Consider the following 18,437-nt stretch of genomic DNA (forward strand, 5'->3'; position numbering starts at 1 on the left):
CTCAGCCCTGTGGGAGAGGGTTAGGGTGAGGGGTCATTTAGTAACGTGAAACACACTCGACCATCAGATCGATAAAGCCCTGGCGGTTGATATGGGTCAACACCTCGACGTTGGCCGGTTTACCGTTTTGGCCAAACTCATCCACTACCGTCATGCCCACGGTGTAGTGACCTTGGGTCTCCACACCCACCCACAGCTCACGGCTTTCAAACAACTCCGGGGCCAGCAGCCAGGCGATGGTGCAAGGATCGTGCATGGCGGCACCCGGCAGGCCGCGCGGGTGGCTGAGATACAACGGCAGGTAGAAATCGAGCATGCTGGCTACCGCTGCCGCCACCGGATTATTAATGCTACGGATGCGCTCGATATCCTGTGGTAACACCAATGCCTGATGGGTGACGTTCAACCCGGCCATGGTTAGAGGCACGCCGGATTGCAGCACAATTTCGGCCGCTTCCGGATCGACGTAGATATTGAATTCGGCCACCGGCGTGGTGTTGCCAGCATTCAGCCCACCGCCCATAAACACGATGCGTTCAATCTTGCTTTTCAACTCTGCGTGCTGTGACAGCAGCAAGGCAATATTGGTCATCGGGCCGGTGACCACCAGCGTAATCGGCTCTGGGCTGGTACGTAGCAGATCGGCAATTAACTCGACCGCAGTTTGCTTGACTGGCTGAAAATCCGGTACTGGCAGATGGGTGTTGCCCATCCCGGTATCACCGTGCACGTAATCGGCAATGACCAGATCGCGCATCAAGGGCTTGGCGGCACCGCCAGCGACCAGAACATCTTGCCGTTGCATGAGCGTCAGCAGGCCGAGTGCGTTATGCAGGGTTTTTTGCGGCGTCTGGTTACCGGCGGAAGTGGTGACGGCTTTAACATCCAACGTAGGGGCACGTAGCGCCATGGCAAGGGCAATAGCGTCATCAAGGCCTGGATCACAATCGATAATAATAGGGCGGGACATCACTTTCTCCTTCAGCGTTATCATTATGCTTTGAGGATCGGGGGAAAGTGCGAAAGAAACAAGCACTATTGATGCGCCCTGGGGGGCAGGGCGCATCTGGTAAATCAATGCAGGATTTTGGCCAAAAAGTCTTTGGCACGTTCTGACTGCGGGTTGTTGAAGAAGTCATCCTTATTGGTGTCTTCCACAATCTTCCCTTCATCCATAAAGATCACCCGATGGGCTACCTTACGGGCAAAGCCCATTTCGTGGGTCACCACCATCATGGTCATCCCTTCCTGCGCCAGCTTGACCATTACGTCCAACACTTCGTTGATCATTTCTGGATCGAGCGCGGAGGTGGGCTCATCAAACAGCATGGCGATCGGATCCATACACAGCGCACGGGCAATCGCCACGCGCTGCTGCTGGCCACCAGAGAGCTGCCCTGGGAACTTTTCGGCATGTGCCGACAGGCCCACGCGCTCCAGCAGCTTCAAGGCTTTATCGCGTGAGGCGGCCTTGTCGCGCTTGAGGACTTTGACCTGCGCCAGCGTCAGGTTTTCAATGATCGACAGGTGAGGGAACAGTTCAAAATGCTGGAACACCATCCCCACTTTGGAGCGCAGTTGCGCCAGGTTGGTGCTCTTGTTGTTGACCTGAATACCGTTAACCTCGATATCGCCTTTCTGGATCGGCTCCAGCCCGTTGACGGTTTTAATCAGGGTCGATTTGCCTGAGCCGGAAGGACCGCAGACCACCACCACTTCGCCTTTTTTGACTTCGGTGGTGCAGTCGGTCAGAACCTGAAAGTGACCGTACCACTTAGAAACATTTTTCAGGGATATCATCAAACAGTCCTTTTCTTCAAATAGCTTACCAGCGCCGAGGCGGCGAGACTGATAACAAAATAGACCAAACCGGCGAACAGGATCATTTCCACCTGTGTACCGTCACGCTCACCAATGGTTGACGCGGTGCGGAAGAAGTCGGCCAGGCTAAGTACGTATACCAGCGAGGTATCCTGGAATAACACGATCCCTTGGGTCAGCAGCAGCGGCACCATGGCGCGGAACGCCTGCGGCAAGATCACCAGCCGCATCGATTGCCACTGGGTCATGCCCAACGCCAGTGAGGCAGAGGACTGACCGCGCGAGACGCTTTCAATGCCTGCCCGGATAATTTCCGAGTAGTACGCGGCTTCAAACAGCGAAAAGGCTACCATAGCCGAGATAAGGCGAATATCGGTTTTCGGTGACAGCCCAAGAACTTGTTGTAATAAGCTTGGAACCACCAGATAGAACCAGAGCAGCACCATCACCAGCGGTACGGAGCGGAACAGGTTGACGTACAGCGCCGCAAACCAGCTGATCGGCTTGATCGACGACAGGCGCATCACCGCCAGAACGGTGCCCCAGAGGATACCGAACACAATAGCCGTCACGGTAATTTTCAGCGTGACGACCAGCCCCTGCAGCAGATACGGGAAGCTTGGGACAATCGATCCCCAATCAAATTGGTACATTATTTACTCCCCATATGGCCAGGTAACTGCACTTTCTTCTCGACAATACGCATAAACAGCATGATGACCGCGTTGATAGCGACATAGGCGAGGGTGATGGCAGTAAAGGATTCATAGGCGTGTGCGGAGTAATCCAGCAGCTTCCCGGCCTGAGCGGCCATATCCACCAGCCCGATGGTTGAGGCAATGGCGGAGTTTTTGACCAGGTTGAGCATTTCCGAGGTCATCGGTGGCACGATCACTCGATAGGCGTTGGGCAGCAGCACATAGCGATAGGTTTGTGGCAGCGTCAGGCCCATGGCCAGCCCGGCAGCCTGCTGGCCGCGGGGCAGGGATTGGATTGCGGCACGCACCTGCTCGCAAACGCGCGCAGCGGTAAACAACCCAAGGCACAGCATGGAAGAAACAAAGAATTGCACGTTGGGATCGAGCTCGCTCTTGAACCACATGCCGATATCGGCTGGCAGCAGCTCCGGCATCACCAGATACCAGGTAAAGAATTGCACGATTAGCGGCACGTTACGGAACAGTTCGACGTAACAGGTACCTAGTGAGGAGAGAAAACGGTTGGGCACGGTACGCAAGATACCGAACAGTGAACCGACAAAGAAGGCAATAATCCACGCACAGACGGAGAGGGCGACCGTAACCTGAAAGCCGGACCAGATCCAGCCTAGGTAGGTGGTATTCCCAAACGGGGCCTGCTGCAGAAAGATACCCCAGTTCCAATCTATTGACATAACTAACTCCGGCAAACAGGTGCAAAACACCTTACAAACCTTACAACTTGATGACCGTGCAATCGTGGCGCACGCCAGTCAGGCTGGCTTTTTGGTGTGCCTTGAGTCGTGTTGAGGAAAGAATGCGGGAGGGGAACGGCCTCCCGCATACCTGTCTGTCCTATTACGGTCATCTACAGCAGCCAGCTTGGCTGGCTTGATTTTTTATTAGTTCAGTGCTTTGTCGTTCGGCTCTTTAAACAACTGCTTCATGTCGTCGGACAGATCGAAGTTCATGTTGAGGTTTTTTGGTGGGATTGGCTGTTTGAACCAAACCTCAAACCATTTAGCTGCCTGGCCAGAGGTCTGAGCTTGAGCGATAGTGTCATCCACCAGCTTTTTGAACTGTGGATCGTCTTTACGCATCATACAGCCGTAGGCTTCTTTGGACTGTGGAGTGGCAACGATTTCCCACTGATCCGGCTGTTTGGCCTTGGCGCGCTCGCCCGCCAGCAGGGCATCATCCATCATAAACGCCACTGCACGGCCACTTTCCAGGGTGCGGAAGGAATCGCCGTGGTCTTTGGCACTGATGATGCGCATTTTCATCTGATCTTTGTCGTTCAGCTTGTTGAGCAACACTTCGGAAGTGGTGCCTGAAGTGACGACCACGGCTTTACCGGCCAGATCTTTAAAGTCTTTGATGTCGGAGCCTTTCTTGACCAGCAGACGGGTACCGACGACGAAGATGGTATCAGAGAAGGCAGCCTGTTTCTGGCGCTCGAGGTTGTTGGTGGTCGAGCCACACTCAAAATCGAAGGTGCCGTTTTGCAACAGTGGAATGCGGTTTTGCGAGGTGATCGGTAGCATTTTCACCTGCAGATTGGGCTCGTTCAATTTCTTCTTGATGGCATCAACGATTTGGTTGGAATAGTCCTGGGAGTAACCCACAACTTTCTGCTGATTATCGTAGTAGGAGAACGGAACTGAGGATTCACGGTGGCCAACAACAATCACGCCGTTATCTTTGATTTTCTTCAGCGTACCGGTCAGTTCTTCCGCATGGGCTACGCTACTCGCCATTCCGATCAGCAGTAACGATAACGCCAATTTGCGCATTTGCATGGTCCAACTCCTGTGCTGTTGTGATTGCCCGCACTCAGGGAGGGCGGGTTAATACGGCTAAGCTATAAAGATAGTCCTAATGCCGATTTACGATAGAAAATAACCGATTGTGAACAAGATGAAACTAAGTTGTTTCATTTTTTGAGACATCACGCGCACCAAATGAATGCAATAAACCCCTGATGCACCACCGAGGTGCGAGACTTGCGCTGGAGTTGTGCACGGATGCGACAAGATGTCAGTTAAAGTAAATCAGCAACGTTCTACAGGGTAATTAAAGCAAGGAGCATGCCAGAAACATCAGAAGGGAGGGGGCAACAAGAAATGAAGAGGGCACGGTAAGGCACCGTGCCCAAAGAGAACTTACCTGCGGCGCCAGCTAATGAGCAGCGCGATGCCACCCAGCAGCACGGTGATGATCCACACTGGCGCAGAGCCAAAGCGGGCATATGGCGTGATGCCGGTAGTGGGTGTCACCTTCACTTCCAGCACTTTGCGGGTGAACTGTGGGATGGATGCCAACACTTCGCCGGTTGGGCCAACGACGGCGGTGATACCGTTATTGGTGCTACGCAGCAACGGCCTGCCCAGTTCCAATGAACGCATACGCGCCATTTGGAAGTGCTGCCATGGGCCGATGGAGTGGCCGAACCAGGCATCGTTGGACACGGTCAGCAGGAAGTTGGTATCCGGACGGAAGTTATCGCGCACCTGCTGGCCCAGCACGATTTCATAGCAGATGGCTGCCGTCAGGTTATAACCGCGTACGCTGAGCTGCGGCTGCACATAGTTACCACGGCTGAACGAGGACATCGGCAGGTCGAATAACGGAGCCAACGGGCGCAGCAGCGTTTCCAACGGCACAAACTCACCAAAGGGCACCAGGTGATGTTTGTCATAGCGATTGGCTGCCGGGTAGCTGTAAGGCTGTTCCTCGCCAAGCACGATCACGCTGTTGAAGAACTGCGTGCCTTGCTGGGTAGCGCGAGCGTCCACGATACCGGTGATCAGGCTGCTGTTCTTGGCGCGCATCAGATCGTCCATCATGGTCAGGAAACCGTTCTGATTGCTCTCTACATCGGGAATGGCGGACTCCGGCCAGATGATGATAGGCACTTTGCCCATCAACGGACGGCTCTCATCCAGATAGGTTTGCAGCGTACTGAGCAACGCCTTCGGATCCCACTTCATCGACTGCTCGATATTGCCCTGCACCATGGCGACGTTCACCGCTTTATCCGGCTGCGGCGTAAACCAGTGGATCTGGCGCAGCGGCCACGGCAGTAACAGCATGGCGATAGCAATGACCGCCGGGGTGATGCGCCGCTGATTGAGGGCAAAGACCAGCAGGCCGCTAAGGGACATCAGGATCAGCGTGATCGCATCCACGCCGAGCAATGGCGCAATGCCTTTCAGCGGACCGTCGATCTGGGTATAACCAAATTGCAACCAGGGGAAACCGGTCAGCACCCAACCGCGCAGGAACTCGGTCAGTTGCCATAGCGCCGGGGCGGCAATGGCCAGCCGCCACCAGGTGGTACGTGGCCAGATCCGCGTCAGTAAACCGGTGAACAACCCGGTATACAGCGAAAGATAGGCGGCCAGCAGCACGACCAGGAAGATATTGATGGCAAACGGCATACCGCCGAAGTCGGCAATGCTGACGTAAACCCAGTTCACGCCGCTACCGAACAGCCCCATGCCCCAGCAGAAACCGAGCAGGGCGGATTGTTTGGTCGTGCGGTTGAGGGTTACGGCCAGCAGGCCGCACAGCGAAACAATCGCTGCAGGCCAGATATCGTAAGGGGAGAAGGCCAGCGTGCCACAGGCACCGGTCAACAGCGCCAGCAGGGCGCGAACCCGCTGGCGATCAAGTAATGAGGCTTTAGCCATGGATAAGTTATTCTTCCAGTTTCGGTTGCGGGGCGTCGTCCGGAATTTTGACATGAACCTGGATAATACGTCGACTGTCGGCCATCGCAACTTTAAATAGGTAACCTTCGATTTCAATGGTTTCCCCGCGCGCAGGCAGGTGGCCGAAGGCTTGCATCACCAGACCGCCGATGGTGTCCACCTCATCGTCGCTGAAATGGGTGCCGAAGGTGTCGTTGAAGTCTTCGATAGGCGCCAGCGCCCGCACGGTGAACATGTGGCGGCTCAGTTGGCGAACGTCACGATCTTCCTCATCGTCATATTCGTCCTCAATTTCCCCGACAATCAGCTCCAGAATATCTTCGATGGTCACTAGGCCAGAGACACCGCCAAATTCATCAATGACAATCGCCATGTGATAACGCTGGGAGCGGAACTCCTTGAGCATCCGGTCAACCCGCTTGCTTTCCGGTACCACCACGGCGGTACGCAGCACCTTGTCGATGCTGAACGGCTCGGAGTCTGCGCGCATAAACGGCAGCAGGTCCTTGGCCATCAGAATGCCTTCGATGTGATCTTTATCTTCGCTGATCACCGGGAAGCGCGAGTGGGCGGATTCGATAATCACGTCCAGGCACTCTTCCAGCGTTTGGTTACGCTTGAGCGTCACCATCTGGGAGCGCGGGATCATGATGTCGCGCACGCGCTGCTCGGCGATATCCATCACGCCTTCCAGCATGTCACGGGTATCGGGATCGATCAGGTCGTTTTGCTCGGAATCACGGATCAGCTCTACCAGATCGCCACGGTTTTTGGGTTCACCGTGGAACAGCTGGTTAAGGATAAGAGTAAAGAACCCCTTCTTGGGACTGGGGCTGTCATTGCTTTGTGAATGGTCGTCGCTCATGGCGTTTTAGTTAATATCACTCTATTGAGTTATCAAAATTAGCGACAGCCCCAATCGGGGCTGCGGGGTGCTCAGCTAACATCAGGTGGGATCTTTTTCCGCGAGGTAAGGGTCTGGGTAACCCATCTCCTGCATTATCTCGGTTTCCAAAGATTCCATTTCTTCGGCTTCATCGTCTTCGATGTGGTCATACCCTAGCAGATGAAGGCTACCGTGAACAACCATATGCGCCCAGTGTGCTTCCAGCGCTTTCTGTTGCTCAACCGCTTCCTGTTCAACCACTTGACGGCAAATAATCAAATCACCCAACAGCGGTAGTTCGACTTCCGGAGGTGCCTCGAACGGGAATGATAACACGTTGGTGGGCTTGTCTTTACCACGATAGGTCAGATTCAGCTCATTGCTTTCCGCCTCATCCACCAGGCGGATGGTGACTTCGGCCTCTTCCTGGAACTGTGGCAATACCCCTTCCAGCCAACGCTGGAAGGTGGCTTCATCCGGTAATCCTTCACTGCTGGCGCAGGCAATTTGTAAATCCAGAATAACCTGGCTCATGGTGTTTCCTGTTCGGAGGCAACCGGTGCCTCACGTCTACGTTGTTCGGCGATGGCGTCTTTGCGTTTTTGTTCGGCGGCTTCCCAGGCTTCATAGGCGACCACCACACGGGCCACTACCGGGTGGCGCACCACGTCTTCGCTGTGGAAGAAGTTAAAGCTGATCTCTTCCACCTCAGACAGCACTTCCACCGCATGGCGCAGGCCGGATTTCTGATTACGTGGCAGGTCGATCTGGGTCACGTCGCCGGTGATCACCGCTTTCGAGTTGAAACCGATACGCGTCAGGAACATCTTCATCTGTTCGATGGTGGTGTTCTGGCTTTCATCGAGAATGATAAAGGCGTCATTCAGCGTACGGCCACGCATGTAGGCCAGCGGCGCAACTTCGATCACGTTACGCTCGATCAGCTTTTCCACGCGCTCGAAGCCCAGCATTTCAAACAGGGCGTCATACAGCGGGCGCAGATACGGATCGACTTTCTGGCTCAGATCCCCCGGCAGGAAGCCCAGCTTCTCGCCAGCTTCAACCGCCGGGCGGGTCAGCAGGATACGCCGGATTTCCTGGCGCTCCAGCGCATCTACCGCAGCCGCAACCGCCAGATAGGTTTTACCGGTACCCGCCGGGCCAACGCCAAAGGTGATGTCATGGGCGAAAATATTGGCGATGTATTGCGCCTGATTCGGCGTGCGGGGCTTCACCATGCCGCGCTTGGTCTTGATGGTGACCGATTTGCCGTAATCCGGCACGCTCTCTGCCACCTGCTCCAGCACCCGGCTCTCTTTGATGGCCAGGTGGATCTGTTCCGGATCGATATCTGGGGTCACGCCACGGATCGGCGCGGTATCCACATACAGATGGCGCAGAATATCAGCGGCGGCAACCACGCACAGGTTTTTACCGACCAGCTTGAAACGGTTGTCACGGCGGTTGATTTCAATCCCCAGCCGACGTTCGAGTTGTTTGATGTTGTCATCAAACGGGCCGCACAGGCTCAACAGGCGTTGGTTGTCTGCGGGCTCCAACAGGATTTCTTGTGTTGCGACGTTCAAACGATTCCTCAAGGCTCAACAGGGCCTGGTTGATGTCACGTAACGCGATTTCAGCGCGGGCATTCAGGGCAACCCCCGAACAGCTCTACCCTGAATTATTCATGGTGTACCGCACTGGCGCAAGTTTACCTCTGATCTATCTGTGCGCAGCGAAGGGAATTCAAGGGGGGAGGGGGCAGAATTGGGCCAAATAGTTTGGCCCAACAGCAGGTTAACAGCGGAAATCAGCTCTTCTTCACAAATTCGGATTTCAGCTTCATCGGGCCAAAGCCGTCGATTTTGCAATCGATGTTGTGATCGCCTTCGACCAGGCGGATGTTCTTCACCTTGGTGCCGATCTTCAACATGGAAGAGCTGCCTTTGACCTTCAGATCCTTGACCACGGTCACCGCATCGCCATCGGCCAGCAGGTTACCGTTGGCATCTTTGACAATCAGGGTATCGGCATCTTCAACGGCAGCGCTGTCGCTCCACTCATGGGCGCACTCAGGGCAGATGAACAGGGCGTTATCCTGGTAGGTGTATTCGGAATTGCACTTCGGGCAGTGTGGGAGTTGCATTATTGTGTCGCCTCATAATCAAAATAAAAAAACAAAATTACCGGACAATGACTGCCCGGCAGAGAAAAAGGAAAATGCCAAGGTGGCGGGGCGATCAGGGTTGGTAGCTACCGACGCCCAGCTCATCTTCCTTACGGGTACGTGCAATCACCGCTTGAGGGGATTGGTGCACGCGCAGTTCCATCTGCTGTTCGGTGCGGACCAGGGTACCGCGCAGAGAGTTGGTTAACACTTCAGTAATTTCGACGTCGACGAACTGGCCGATCAAATCTGGGGTGCCCTCAAAGTTGACCGTCCGGTTGCATTCGGTGCGGCCAGAGAGTTCCATCACGCTCTTGCGTGAGGTGCCCTCGACCAGAATACGCTGCACGGTGCCCAGCATACGGCGGCTGAATTGCATCACCTGCTGGTTGATCCGTTCTTGCAGCAGATACAGTCGCTGTTTTTTCTCTTCCTCACTGACGTCGTCAACCATGTCTGCCGCCGGAGTGCCGGGGCGCGAAGAGTAGATAAAGCTGAAGCTGGTGTCGAAATTCACCTGGGCAATCAGGTTCATGGTCTGTTCAAAGTCGGCCTGGGTTTCCCCTGGGAAACCGACAATGAAATCGGAGCTGAACTGGATATTGGGCCGAGCCTGACGCAGCTTGCGGATAATCGCTTTGTATTCCAGCGCCGTGTGGGCGCGTTTCATCATGGTCAGAATGCGATCTGAACCGCTTTGTACCGGCAGATGCAGGAAGCTGACCAGCTCGGGCGTATCTTCATACACCGCGATAATGTCATCGCTGAACTCAATCGGGTGGCTGGTGGTAAAGCGGATGCGATCGATCCCGTCGATGGAGGCCACCAGGCGCAGCAGTTCGGCAAATGAGCAGATGCCGCCATCAAAGGTTGCGCCACGATAGGCGTTGACGTTCTGGCCCAGCAGGTTCACTTCACGTACGCCTTGGGCGGCCAACTGAGCGACTTCAAACAGCACATCATCGCTTGGGCGGCTGACTTCCTCACCGCGAGTGTAAGGCACCACGCAGAACGTACAGTATTTGTTGCAGCCTTCCATGATTGAGACAAAGGCGGTTGGCCCGTCGGCACGGGGTTCCGGCAGGCGGTCGAACTTTTCGATTTCCGGGAAGCTGATGTCCACGATCGGGCTATGCGAACCGCGCACGTGGTTGATCATCTCCGGCAGGCGGTGCAATGTCTGCGGGCCAAAAACGATGTCAACGCAGGGCGCGCGCTGGCGCAGATGTTCCCCTTCCTGTGAAGCAACGCAGCCGCCGACGCCAATGATCAGATCGGGGTTGTTCTTTTTCAGTTGCTTCCAACGGCCCAACAACGCGAAAACCTTTTCCTGCGCCTTCTCGCGGATCGAGCAGGTATTGAGCAGCAACACATCCGCTTCTTCAGCGTTTTCAGTCCACTCGAAGCCGTGTGTGCTTCCCAGTAAATCTGCCATTTTCGATGAGTCGTACTCGTTCATCTGGCAGCCCCAGGTTTTGATATGTAGTTTTTTCGTCATTGACTTGCCATTACTCAGTGCGGAGAGAAAGTTGCGTTACGCGCCATGCAGGAAGGCCATTGTAATCATTTGGCGCGCTGGTGACCAGCGGAGTGGCAGTAGCATGCGACCTGAAGCCAGATTAAAAATCCGGTACACTGAACCAAGATGCCCTTTTAACCAAAAGTATAGCCAAAATGAACACTTCACAAAAATGCTTTGATGCCGTGGTGGTTGGCGGTGGGATGGTGGGAGCCGCTGCCGCACTGGGGCTGGCTCGCGCCGGGTTATCGGTCGCTTTGTTAGAGCATGAGGCTCCCGATACGTTCGATCCCCAAAGCCCGCCGGACCTGCGGATCTCCGCTATTGGCTGCACCTCCGTTGGCTTGTTGCAGCAGCTTGATGCCTGGCCTGTGGTGTTGCAGATGAGATCGGCACCCTACCGCAGGCTGGAAACCTGGGAATGGGAGTCATCACGGGTGGCGTTTGATGCTGCAACGCTAGGACTGCCAGAACTGGGTTTTATGGTCGAGAACCGTATTTTGCAGCTCGCGCTATGGCAGCAGTTGGTACAGTGCGAGAATTTAACGCTGTACTGCCCTGCCAGGCTGCAGGCGATGCATCGAGCCGATGACCAATGGCAGGTGACATTAAGCTCGTCAGAGGCCATACAGGCGCGTTTGGTGGTGGGTGCCGACGGTGCTCACTCACAGGTGCGCAAGTTGGCGGCGATTGGCACCAGCGGTTGGCAATACCGTCAGTCTTGCATGTTGATCACCGTGGAAACCGATCAACCGCAGCAGGATGTGACCTGGCAGCAATTCCTCCCCTCTGGTCCACGCGCGTTTCTGCCGTTGTACGACCAGTGGGCAACGCTGGTGTGGTATGACAGTCCGCAGCGTATTCGCCAGTTGCAGGCGTTACCTATGGCGCAACTCGAACAAGAGATTGCGGCGGCTTTCCCCTCCCGCTTGGGCACGGTAAAGGCTCATGCCGCCGGATCATTCCCGCTGGTGCGCCGTCACGCGCAACGCTATGTGCAATCCGGGCTGGTGCTGCTCGGCGATGCTGCGCATACCATCAACCCGCTGGCCGGGCAGGGGGTGAACCTTGGCTATCGCGATGTGGATGCGTTACTGGAGATCGTGGCCGACGCCCGTGAGCATGGAGAGGATTGGGCGAGTGAAGAGGTGCTGATGCGCTATCAGCGCCGTCGTCGTACCGATAACCTGCTGATGCAAAGCGGCATGGATCTGTTTTATACCGCGTTCAGCAATAACCTGGCTCCGCTGGGCGTGGCGCGCAATCTGGCGTTGATGGTGGCGGAAAGGGCGGGCAAGTTGAAAGAGCGGGCGCTGAAGTATGCATTAGGTCTGTGATGACATGGGGCGCCGAATGTTGCGCCCATTTATCCAAACGTAGAAACGCAGAAAAGCAAAAAGCCCGCCGAAGCGAGCTTTTCTAAATTTGGCTGGGGTGCCAGGATTCGAACCTGGGTATGCTGGTATCAGAAACCAGAGCCTTACCGCTTGGCGACACCCCAAATGTAAAACAGACAGCATGGTGGCTACGACGGGATTTGAACCTGTGACCCCATCATTATGAGTGATGTGCTCTAACCAGCTGAGCTACGTAGCCATTTACTAATCTTTGTGACTTTCAATTGCGTTGTATGGCTGGGGTACCTGGATTCGAACCAGGGAATGCTGGTATCAAAAACCAGTGCCTTACCGCTTGGCGATACCCCAATAACACAATCAAATTGTTACAGCGCCCCATCCTGAAAAAGATGGCTGGGGTACCTGGATTCGAACCAGGGAATGCCGGTATCAAAAACCGGTGCCTTACCGCTTGGCGATACCCCACCTGCTGCATGCACGACGATGAAAGAAAATGGTGCGGGAGGCGAGACTTGAACTCGCACACCTTGCGGCGCTAGAACCTAAATCTAGTGCGTCTACCAATTTCGCCACTCCCGCAAAAAAGATTGGTGGCTACGACGGGATTCGAACCTGTGACCCCATCATTATGAGTGATGTGCTCTAACCAACTGAGCTACGTAGCCATCTTTTTCGCTCAACCTTCATCGGCGTTGCGGGGCGCATTATGCGTATATGGCCGATTTGCGTCAACAAGTTTTTTCCCGAAAAAGCGACTGAACGGGTTGTTTGACTGGGTTGTGAACATTATGGTGATAAATTCGGCAGATTAGGCCATTAACGGTTGAAAACATCCACAAAAAAGCGGGCCATCAGGCCCGCCGAAGGTAAAGCGCTGACGGTTTACTTATAAGCGGATTGGTGTACGCCTACGGCGCGGCCTGATGGGTCGTCCATCTTTTTGAAGGATTCGTCCCATTCAATGGCTTTTGCCGACGAGCAGGCTACGGAAGGGCCGCCAGGGACACATTCCGCTGCGCTTGGCAGTGGGAACAGTTCTTCGAAAATTTCGCGGTACAGGTAGCCTTCTTTGCTGTTTGGCGTGTTGTACGGGAAGCGGAAACGTGCGGTTTCAAGCTGTTGATCGCTAATCTGCTTGGCAGCGACTTCTTTTAGCGTATCGATCCAGCTGTAACCGACACCGTCGGAGAACTGTTCTTTCTGGCGCCAGGCCACGCTAGCTGGCAGGTAAGACTCGAAGCATTGGCGAATAATGTGCTTCTCCATCTTGCCGTTGCCGCACATTTTATCCTGCGGGTTGATGCGCATCGCCACGTCCAGGAAGTTTTTATCCAGGAACGGCACGCGGGCTTCTACACCCCAGGCAGACATCGCTTTGTTGGCGCGAGCGCAGTCGTACATATGCAGCGCCAGCAGCTTACGCACGGTTTCCTCGTGGAATTCTTTGGCATTTGGCGCCTTATGGAAGTACAGGTAGCCGCCGAACACCTCATCAGCCCCTTCGCCGGACAGCACCATCTTGATGCCCATCGCTTTAATCTTGCGTGACATCAGGTACATCGGCGTGGAGGCGCGGATGGTGGTGACGTCGTAAGTTTCGATGTGGTAGATCACATCGCGAATGGCATCCAGGCCTTCCTGTACCGTGAAGTGGATTTCATGGTGGACGGTACCAAGGTGGTTAGCGACCTCTTGAGCCGCACGCAGATCCGGGGAACCTTCCAGCCCGACGGCGAAGGAGTGCAGCTGTGGCCACCAGGCTTCACTGCGCTCATCATCTTCTACCCGGCGTGCGGCATATTTTTTGGTGATGGCAGAGATCACCGAGGAATCCAGCCCGCCGGAGAGCAGCACGCCATAAGGCACGTCGGACATCAGGTGGCTTTTGACCGACTCTTCCAGCGCGTTGCGCAGGGCGTTGGCATCGGTGACGTTGTCTTTGACGTTGTCATAGTCGAACCAGTCACGCTGGTAGTATTCGCGGATTTCACCGTCCTGGCTCCACAGGTAGCTGCCCGCCGGGAACTCTTTAATGCTGCGGCAGACCGGCACCAGCGCCTTCATCTCAGAAGCGACATATAGGTTGCCGTGCTCATCATGCCCCATATACAGCGGGATGATGCCGAGGTGGTCGCGGCCAATCAGGTAGGCGTCTTTTTCAGTGTCGTATAGGGCAAAGGCAAACATACCTTGCAGATCGTCCAGGAAGTTCGGGCCTTTTTCCTGATACAGCGCCAGGATCACTTCGCAGTCGGAGCCGGTCTGGAACTGATAATGCTCACCCAGTTGCTGACGCAGGGCCTGATGGTTATAAATTTCACCGTTAACCGCCAATACGTGGGTGTGCGCGGCGTTGTAAAGCGGTTGAGCACCGTTATTCACATCAACAATCGACAGGCGCTCGTGAACCAGAATGGCTTTATCGCTGGCGAAAACGCCGGACCAGTCTGGGCCGCGATGGCGCATCAGGCGCGACAGTTCCAACGCTCTTTTACGCAATTCAACCGGATCGGACTTCAGATCGAGCACACCGAAAATAGAACACATACAAACTCTCCTAACGACATTTTATGGCGGTGATGTGATGTACAGCGTGCCTGCATGTTCAGTAACGGTGCGGCTTTGCTGCCTTCTGATAATGAAAATGCGTCAAAAGCTGAGGTAGATGCAAGCGATTTAACGTTACGCTGAAAAATAGTCTTGGGGTGGGGTGCTAAAATTAGCGGATATGCATTTTTTATCGGTAAAAATTGACGAATATCTAATTTATTACCGAATGAGGCGAGGGCGAGATAAATTTTCAGACATTTTGATGATCGATGTTTCCCCTCACCCCAACCCTCTCCCACAGGGAGAGGGAGCCAGCGCAGAGTCGTTGTCACGTGCAGAAGTTTGATCTGCAATAAGGGGGATGTTTAAGGCGAACCTTTGCTACTGAGGGAAGAACGCCAAAACATCAGCGAACTGGATCGGTCCCCTCTCCCTGTGGGAGAGATACCGTCTTGTCGGCTATCCGGCAAGCGGTATTTCCGCATTAAATGTCTTTCCTGATTTCACCACACCATAGGCCAGTTGCAGCAACTTTCGCATCGCCGCACACACTCTTTCTTTGCCCGACTTCCCACGCAACTTCAGCCTTTCTGTTAAGTCTTTAACCACAACATTGTATTGGCCTGCCACTACCGCGGGCATGTATAACGCACTTCGCAGCTCACCGTGCCCCACTTTCGATAACCGGCTTTTCCCTTTAAACATCCCCGACTCACATCGCTGCGGATTCAGTCCTGCGTACGCTACCAGGGCCTTGCTGCTGGTGAACCGACGCAGGTTTCCTGCGAAGGCCAGCAGGCTGGAGCTCAGCATCTCTCCCACTCCAGGGATACTTTTTAGCAACTCGCTGTCCCGTTTCAGGTCAGGGTTATCATCGATGTGCTGACTGATTTTCTTTTTCGTTTCTCGTATCAGTTCATCCAACGTGGCGATGTGCTCATTGAGTGAAGGGACGATGACTGCTTCGGCCACCTCCAGGCGATTTTCTTCCATCTGACGCATCTCTTCCAGGTTCTTAAGATGCCTGACCAACGCGGTCAACTGGCGCTCGCTCAACGGGGCTGGGAACCACGGGGCAGGCTGATGCAGTGCGCAGTAGCGGGCTATCATCGCTGCATCGCTTTTGTCCGTTTTGTTCCGGGCCAGTTCTGTATTGCCGAAGGAATGGATACACGCCGGGTTCATCAGACTGACGTGGTAGTTGTTGTCTGCCAGATAAGTGGCCAGTTCCGTGCTGTAGCTCCCGGTGGCTTCCATACAGACATGACAGTCGCCAAAGCGGCTCAACCAGGCTGCGAACTCGCGGCATCCAGAAGGGGTATTGGCAAACTTTTTGGTTTTATACTTCTGATTGTCCAGCAGTACGGCGACATCAAATTTGTGTTTAGCGATATCAACGCCGACAGGGGTTCTACGCATTATGGCACTCCATAACCATGTCTGAAATTTATCGCCGGACCATCCTTATATGTAGGTGCTCATAGGCACAGGATACCGTTCGGTCTACAAGGCGACAGGGAAATAGACAGCCGGGGCACAATCTCTCCCACGGGCTCATAGGCACTAGGGTTAGGGGGAGCTCACCGGCTATCTCCCGATGATCAGTCGGGGATCTTCTCCGCTAAGGCGGAGAAGATCAAGACATAAGGGTTAGGGTGAGGGGCCATTGCTTGCGGCTTAAAAAATGGTGATATCCGCCACGGAAGGGAAGATATGGCTCGGGCGGAACGGCATGGATTCAACATCGTCCAGGTTTGAGACGCCAGACAGCACCAGCACGGTTTCCAGCCCGGCCTGGAAGCCAGCCAGGATATCGGTGCGCAGGTTGTCCCCGACAATCACCGTCTCTTCCGAATGTGCCTGCATCTTGTTCAGCGCGGCGCGGATAATCCACGGGCTAGGCTTGCCGACATAAAACGGTTTACGGCCGGTGATCTTCTCGATCGGCGCACATAAAGCCCCACAGGCGGGAGTGAAACCATGGCCGTGGGTATCCGGGTTGGTGGCGATAAATCGCGCCCCGTTGTTCACGAAGAAGGCCGCTTTATGCATCATGTCCCAGTTGTAGGAACGGGTCTCACCCACGATCACGAAATCCGGGTTGATATCGGTGATGGTAAAGCCGGCTTTGTAGAGTTCGTGGATCAGTGCGCCTTCGCCCACCACATAGGCTTTTTTACCTTCCTGGCGGCGCAGGAAATCGGCCGTCGCCATCGCTGAGGTATAAAAAGCGCTTTCTGGCACGTCCAGGCCAGCGGCGGCAAAGCGGTTGGCCAGGTCCTGGGCGGTTTGCGATGGGTAGTTGGTTAGCACCACCAGCGGCATTCCCTGCTCCTGAATACGAGCCAGGAACAGATCGGCTCCAGGGATCGGGGTATTGTCATGCAGCAGCACGCCGTCGATGTCACATATCACGTTTTTGATAGTCATTGTTGCTGGTCTCATGATAAACGGCAGGGCAAAAAAGCCAGAAGTGCATCCCTGCCAAACAGGCAGTTTAACTTTCTAACAGCCGTTGGAGAAGTACACCGTTGAGCATTGCTCGTTTTGCCAGGGCAAAAGCGCCGATCGCTGAACGATGATTGAGTTCGGAAGTGACCACCGGCAGGTTTCTGCGGAAATCCTTCAGCACCTGGGTGTTGATGCAGCTTTGGATGGCGGGTAACAGCACTTTGTCCGCTTCGGTGATTTCACCGGCGATCACCACTTTTTGCGGGTTGAACAGGTTGATGGCGATGGCTACCGCCTTGCCCAGATAGCGGCCAACGTGTTCGATCACTTCGCTGGCCAGCAAATCTCCGCGATTGGCGGCTTTGCAGATGGCGGCAATGCTACAGTCTTCCAGCGTCATTTTGCTTGGGTAGCCCTGACTCAGCAGGTGGCGTACGCGTTGTTCGATAGCAGCGTTGGCTGCCACGGTTTCCAGGCAGCCGAAGTTACCGCAGTGGCAGCGCTCGCCGAGGGGATCGATTTGAATATGACCAATCTCCCCCACGTTGCCGTTATTGCCGAGGAAGATTTTGCCGTTGACGATGATCCCGGCCCCGGTGCCCCGGTGCAGGCGCACCAGAATGGAGTCTTCACAATCCCGGGTAGCCCCGAAGTAGTGCTCCGCCAAGGCCAGGCTGCGGATATCGTGGCCGACAAAACTGGTGACGTTGAAGCGTTGCTGCAGACTTTCGACCAACGCCCAGTTATCGACGCTGATGTGCGGCATATAGCGCACTACACCTAAAGCCGGATCGACCAGGCCGGGCAGGATCACGGCAATGGCGATCAGTTCGCGCAGTTTGCGCTGGTAGCTTTCGATAAACTGCGCAATGGCGTTGAGCAGTGCGTTTTCCAGTGTCTCCTGGGTGCGTTCCGGCAGAGGGTAGTGCTCCTCGCCGAGCGACTTACCGCCCATATCGTACAGGGTGATGGTGGCATCATGGCGGCCCAGGCGGATGGCAACGGTGTGGAAATTGCGGGTTTCACTGACAATGGAAATGGCACGGCGGCCACCGGTGGAGGCTTGCTGATCGACCTCTTTGATCAGCCCGCGCTCCAACAGTTGGCGAGTAATTTTAGTGACGCTGGCGGGGGCTAGCTGGCTGAGTTCGGCAATCTGAATGCGCGAGATCGGGCCTTGCTGGTCGATCAGGCGATACACTGCTGCGCCATTAAGTTGCTTAACTAAGTCAACATTCCCTATTTGTGCTTGTCCGCCAGTGCTCATCAATAAT

At 54.9% G+C, this 18,437-nt stretch carries 16 protein-coding genes and 6 tRNA genes; 1 reads left to right on the forward strand and 21 read right to left on the reverse strand.

Annotation, left to right across the window (positions count from 1 at the left end; all coding sequences use genetic code 11):
• Positions 1–37 precede the first annotated feature (37 nt).
• From rihA to miaB, 11 genes are all read right to left on the reverse strand, one after another.
• A complete protein-coding gene (gene rihA, locus KGP16_RS07440) occupies positions 38–970 on the reverse strand; it encodes a pyrimidine-specific ribonucleoside hydrolase RihA (RefSeq protein WP_021805328.1) in 933 nt (310 codons plus the stop codon).
• 104 nt (positions 971–1,074) lie between these two features.
• Positions 1,075–1,800, reverse strand: coding sequence for an amino acid ABC transporter ATP-binding protein (locus KGP16_RS07445; RefSeq protein WP_021179998.1), 726 nt, complete (start codon positions 1,798–1,800; stop codon positions 1,075–1,077).
• Positions 1,800–2,474, reverse strand: coding sequence for a glutamate/aspartate ABC transporter permease GltK (gene gltK, locus KGP16_RS07450; RefSeq protein WP_059200136.1), 675 nt, complete (start codon positions 2,472–2,474; stop codon positions 1,800–1,802). The genes KGP16_RS07445 and gltK overlap by 1 nt, the downstream gene beginning before the upstream one ends.
• Positions 2,474–3,214, reverse strand: a complete 741-nt coding sequence (locus KGP16_RS07455; RefSeq protein ID WP_021179996.1) for an amino acid ABC transporter permease — start codon at positions 3,212–3,214, stop codon at positions 2,474–2,476. The genes gltK and KGP16_RS07455 overlap by 1 nt, the downstream gene beginning before the upstream one ends.
• Before the next feature lie 207 nt (positions 3,215–3,421).
• Positions 3,422–4,318 (reverse strand): amino acid ABC transporter substrate-binding protein, encoded by an 897-nt coding sequence (locus KGP16_RS07460; protein ID WP_021179995.1) that lies wholly within the window; start codon positions 4,316–4,318, stop codon positions 3,422–3,424.
• A gap of 363 nt (positions 4,319–4,681) precedes the next feature.
• Complete coding sequence (gene lnt, locus KGP16_RS07465; protein ID WP_094982647.1) at positions 4,682–6,211, reverse strand: apolipoprotein N-acyltransferase; 1,530 nt, start codon at positions 6,209–6,211, stop codon at positions 4,682–4,684.
• A 7-nt stretch (positions 6,212–6,218) separates the two neighbouring features.
• Entirely contained in the window at positions 6,219–7,097 is an 879-nt protein-coding gene (gene corC / locus KGP16_RS07470) for a CNNM family magnesium/cobalt transport protein CorC (protein WP_021179993.1), read from the reverse strand.
• 81 nt (positions 7,098–7,178) lie between these two features.
• Positions 7,179–7,652, reverse strand: coding sequence for an rRNA maturation RNase YbeY (ybeY, locus tag KGP16_RS07475; protein ID WP_021179992.1), 474 nt, complete (start codon positions 7,650–7,652; stop codon positions 7,179–7,181).
• Positions 7,649–8,704, reverse strand: a complete 1,056-nt coding sequence (locus KGP16_RS07480) for a PhoH family protein (RefSeq protein ID WP_021805324.1) — start codon at positions 8,702–8,704, stop codon at positions 7,649–7,651. The genes ybeY and KGP16_RS07480 overlap by 4 nt, the downstream gene beginning before the upstream one ends.
• 224 nt (positions 8,705–8,928) lie before the next feature.
• The gene (locus KGP16_RS07485; RefSeq protein WP_021179990.1) at positions 8,929–9,264 is read right to left on the reverse strand and encodes a zinc ribbon domain-containing protein YjdM; all 336 of its coding nucleotides are present in this window, start codon (positions 9,262–9,264) and stop codon (positions 8,929–8,931) included.
• 94 nt (positions 9,265–9,358) lie between these two features.
• The gene (miaB, locus tag KGP16_RS07490; protein WP_021805323.1) at positions 9,359–10,783 is read right to left on the reverse strand and encodes a tRNA (N6-isopentenyl adenosine(37)-C2)-methylthiotransferase MiaB; all 1,425 of its coding nucleotides are present in this window, start codon (positions 10,781–10,783) and stop codon (positions 9,359–9,361) included.
• Positions 10,784–10,959: 176 nt separating this feature from the next.
• On the opposite strand from miaB, the gene ubiF reads away from it, so the two are divergent.
• Complete coding sequence (gene ubiF, locus KGP16_RS07495; RefSeq protein ID WP_223501099.1) at positions 10,960–12,141, forward strand: 3-demethoxyubiquinol 3-hydroxylase; 1,182 nt, start codon at positions 10,960–10,962, stop codon at positions 12,139–12,141.
• 89 nt (positions 12,142–12,230) lie between these two features.
• Here the strand turns inward: ubiF and KGP16_RS07500 are convergent.
• From KGP16_RS07500 to KGP16_RS07545, 10 genes are all read right to left on the reverse strand, one after another.
• A tRNA-Gln gene (locus tag KGP16_RS07500) sits at positions 12,231–12,305 on the reverse strand.
• 18 nt (positions 12,306–12,323) lie between these two features.
• Positions 12,324–12,400: transfer RNA gene (locus tag KGP16_RS07505), tRNA-Met, on the reverse strand.
• Between the two features lie 35 nt (positions 12,401–12,435).
• Positions 12,436–12,510 (reverse strand) — tRNA-Gln (locus KGP16_RS07510).
• 42 nt (positions 12,511–12,552) lie between these two features.
• Positions 12,553–12,627 (reverse strand) — tRNA-Gln (locus KGP16_RS07515).
• A gap of 29 nt (positions 12,628–12,656) precedes the next feature.
• A tRNA-Leu gene (locus tag KGP16_RS07520) sits at positions 12,657–12,741 on the reverse strand.
• A 9-nt stretch (positions 12,742–12,750) separates the two neighbouring features.
• Positions 12,751–12,827, reverse strand: a tRNA-Met gene (locus tag KGP16_RS07525).
• A gap of 217 nt (positions 12,828–13,044) precedes the next feature.
• On the reverse strand, positions 13,045–14,709 hold the full coding sequence (gene asnB / locus KGP16_RS07530; protein ID WP_021805321.1) for an asparagine synthase B: 1,665 nt from the start codon (positions 14,707–14,709) through the stop codon (positions 13,045–13,047).
• A 462-nt stretch (positions 14,710–15,171) separates the two neighbouring features.
• The gene (locus KGP16_RS07535) at positions 15,172–16,131 is read right to left on the reverse strand and encodes an IS110 family transposase (protein ID WP_059199085.1); all 960 of its coding nucleotides are present in this window, start codon (positions 16,129–16,131) and stop codon (positions 15,172–15,174) included.
• A gap of 258 nt (positions 16,132–16,389) precedes the next feature.
• Positions 16,390–17,142, reverse strand: coding sequence for an HAD-IIA family hydrolase (locus tag KGP16_RS07540; RefSeq protein WP_021805320.1), 753 nt, complete (start codon positions 17,140–17,142; stop codon positions 16,390–16,392).
• A 67-nt stretch (positions 17,143–17,209) separates the two neighbouring features.
• Positions 17,210–18,430, reverse strand: coding sequence for an N-acetylglucosamine repressor (locus KGP16_RS07545; RefSeq protein ID WP_223501101.1), 1,221 nt, complete (start codon positions 18,428–18,430; stop codon positions 17,210–17,212).
• Positions 18,431–18,437 lie beyond the last annotated feature (7 nt).

The organism is Serratia sp. JSRIV006 (assembly GCF_019968685.1).
GTDB lineage: Bacteria > Pseudomonadota > Gammaproteobacteria > Enterobacterales > Enterobacteriaceae > Chania > Chania fonticola_B.

Bases quoted from the DNA above. Each gene is read 5' to 3' on its own strand.
- rihA (WP_021805328.1), bottom strand. From the start codon at position 970: ATGTCCCGCCCTATTATTATCGATTGTGATCCAGGCCTTGATGACGCT.
- KGP16_RS07445 (WP_021179998.1), bottom strand. From the start codon at position 1,800: ATGATATCCCTGAAAAATGTTTCTAAGTGGTACGGTCACTTTCAGGTT.
- gltK (WP_059200136.1), bottom strand. From the start codon at position 2,474: ATGTACCAATTTGATTGGGGATCGATTGTCCCAAGCTTCCCGTATCTG.
- KGP16_RS07455 (WP_021179996.1), bottom strand. From the start codon at position 3,214: ATGTCAATAGATTGGAACTGGGGTATCTTTCTGCAGCAGGCCCCGTTT.
- KGP16_RS07460 (WP_021179995.1), bottom strand. From the start codon at position 4,318: ATGCAAATGCGCAAATTGGCGTTATCGTTACTGCTGATCGGAATGGCG.
- lnt (WP_094982647.1), bottom strand. From the start codon at position 6,211: ATGGCTAAAGCCTCATTACTTGATCGCCAGCGGGTTCGCGCCCTGCTG.
- corC (WP_021179993.1), bottom strand. From the start codon at position 7,097: ATGAGCGACGACCATTCACAAAGCAATGACAGCCCCAGTCCCAAGAAG.
- ybeY (WP_021179992.1), bottom strand. From the start codon at position 7,652: ATGAGCCAGGTTATTCTGGATTTACAAATTGCCTGCGCCAGCAGTGAA.
- KGP16_RS07485 (WP_021179990.1), bottom strand. From the start codon at position 9,264: ATGCAACTCCCACACTGCCCGAAGTGCAATTCCGAATACACCTACCAG.
- miaB (WP_021805323.1), bottom strand. From the start codon at position 10,783: ATGACGAAAAAACTACATATCAAAACCTGGGGCTGCCAGATGAACGAG.
- ubiF (WP_223501099.1), top strand. From the start codon at position 10,960: ATGAACACTTCACAAAAATGCTTTGATGCCGTGGTGGTTGGCGGTGGG.
- asnB (WP_021805321.1), bottom strand. From the start codon at position 14,709: ATGTGTTCTATTTTCGGTGTGCTCGATCTGAAGTCCGATCCGGTTGAA.
- KGP16_RS07535 (WP_059199085.1), bottom strand. From the start codon at position 16,131: ATGCGTAGAACCCCTGTCGGCGTTGATATCGCTAAACACAAATTTGAT.
- KGP16_RS07540 (WP_021805320.1), bottom strand. From the start codon at position 17,142: ATGACTATCAAAAACGTGATATGTGACATCGACGGCGTGCTGCTGCAT.
- KGP16_RS07545 (WP_223501101.1), bottom strand. From the start codon at position 18,430: ATGAGCACTGGCGGACAAGCACAAATAGGGAATGTTGACTTAGTTAAG.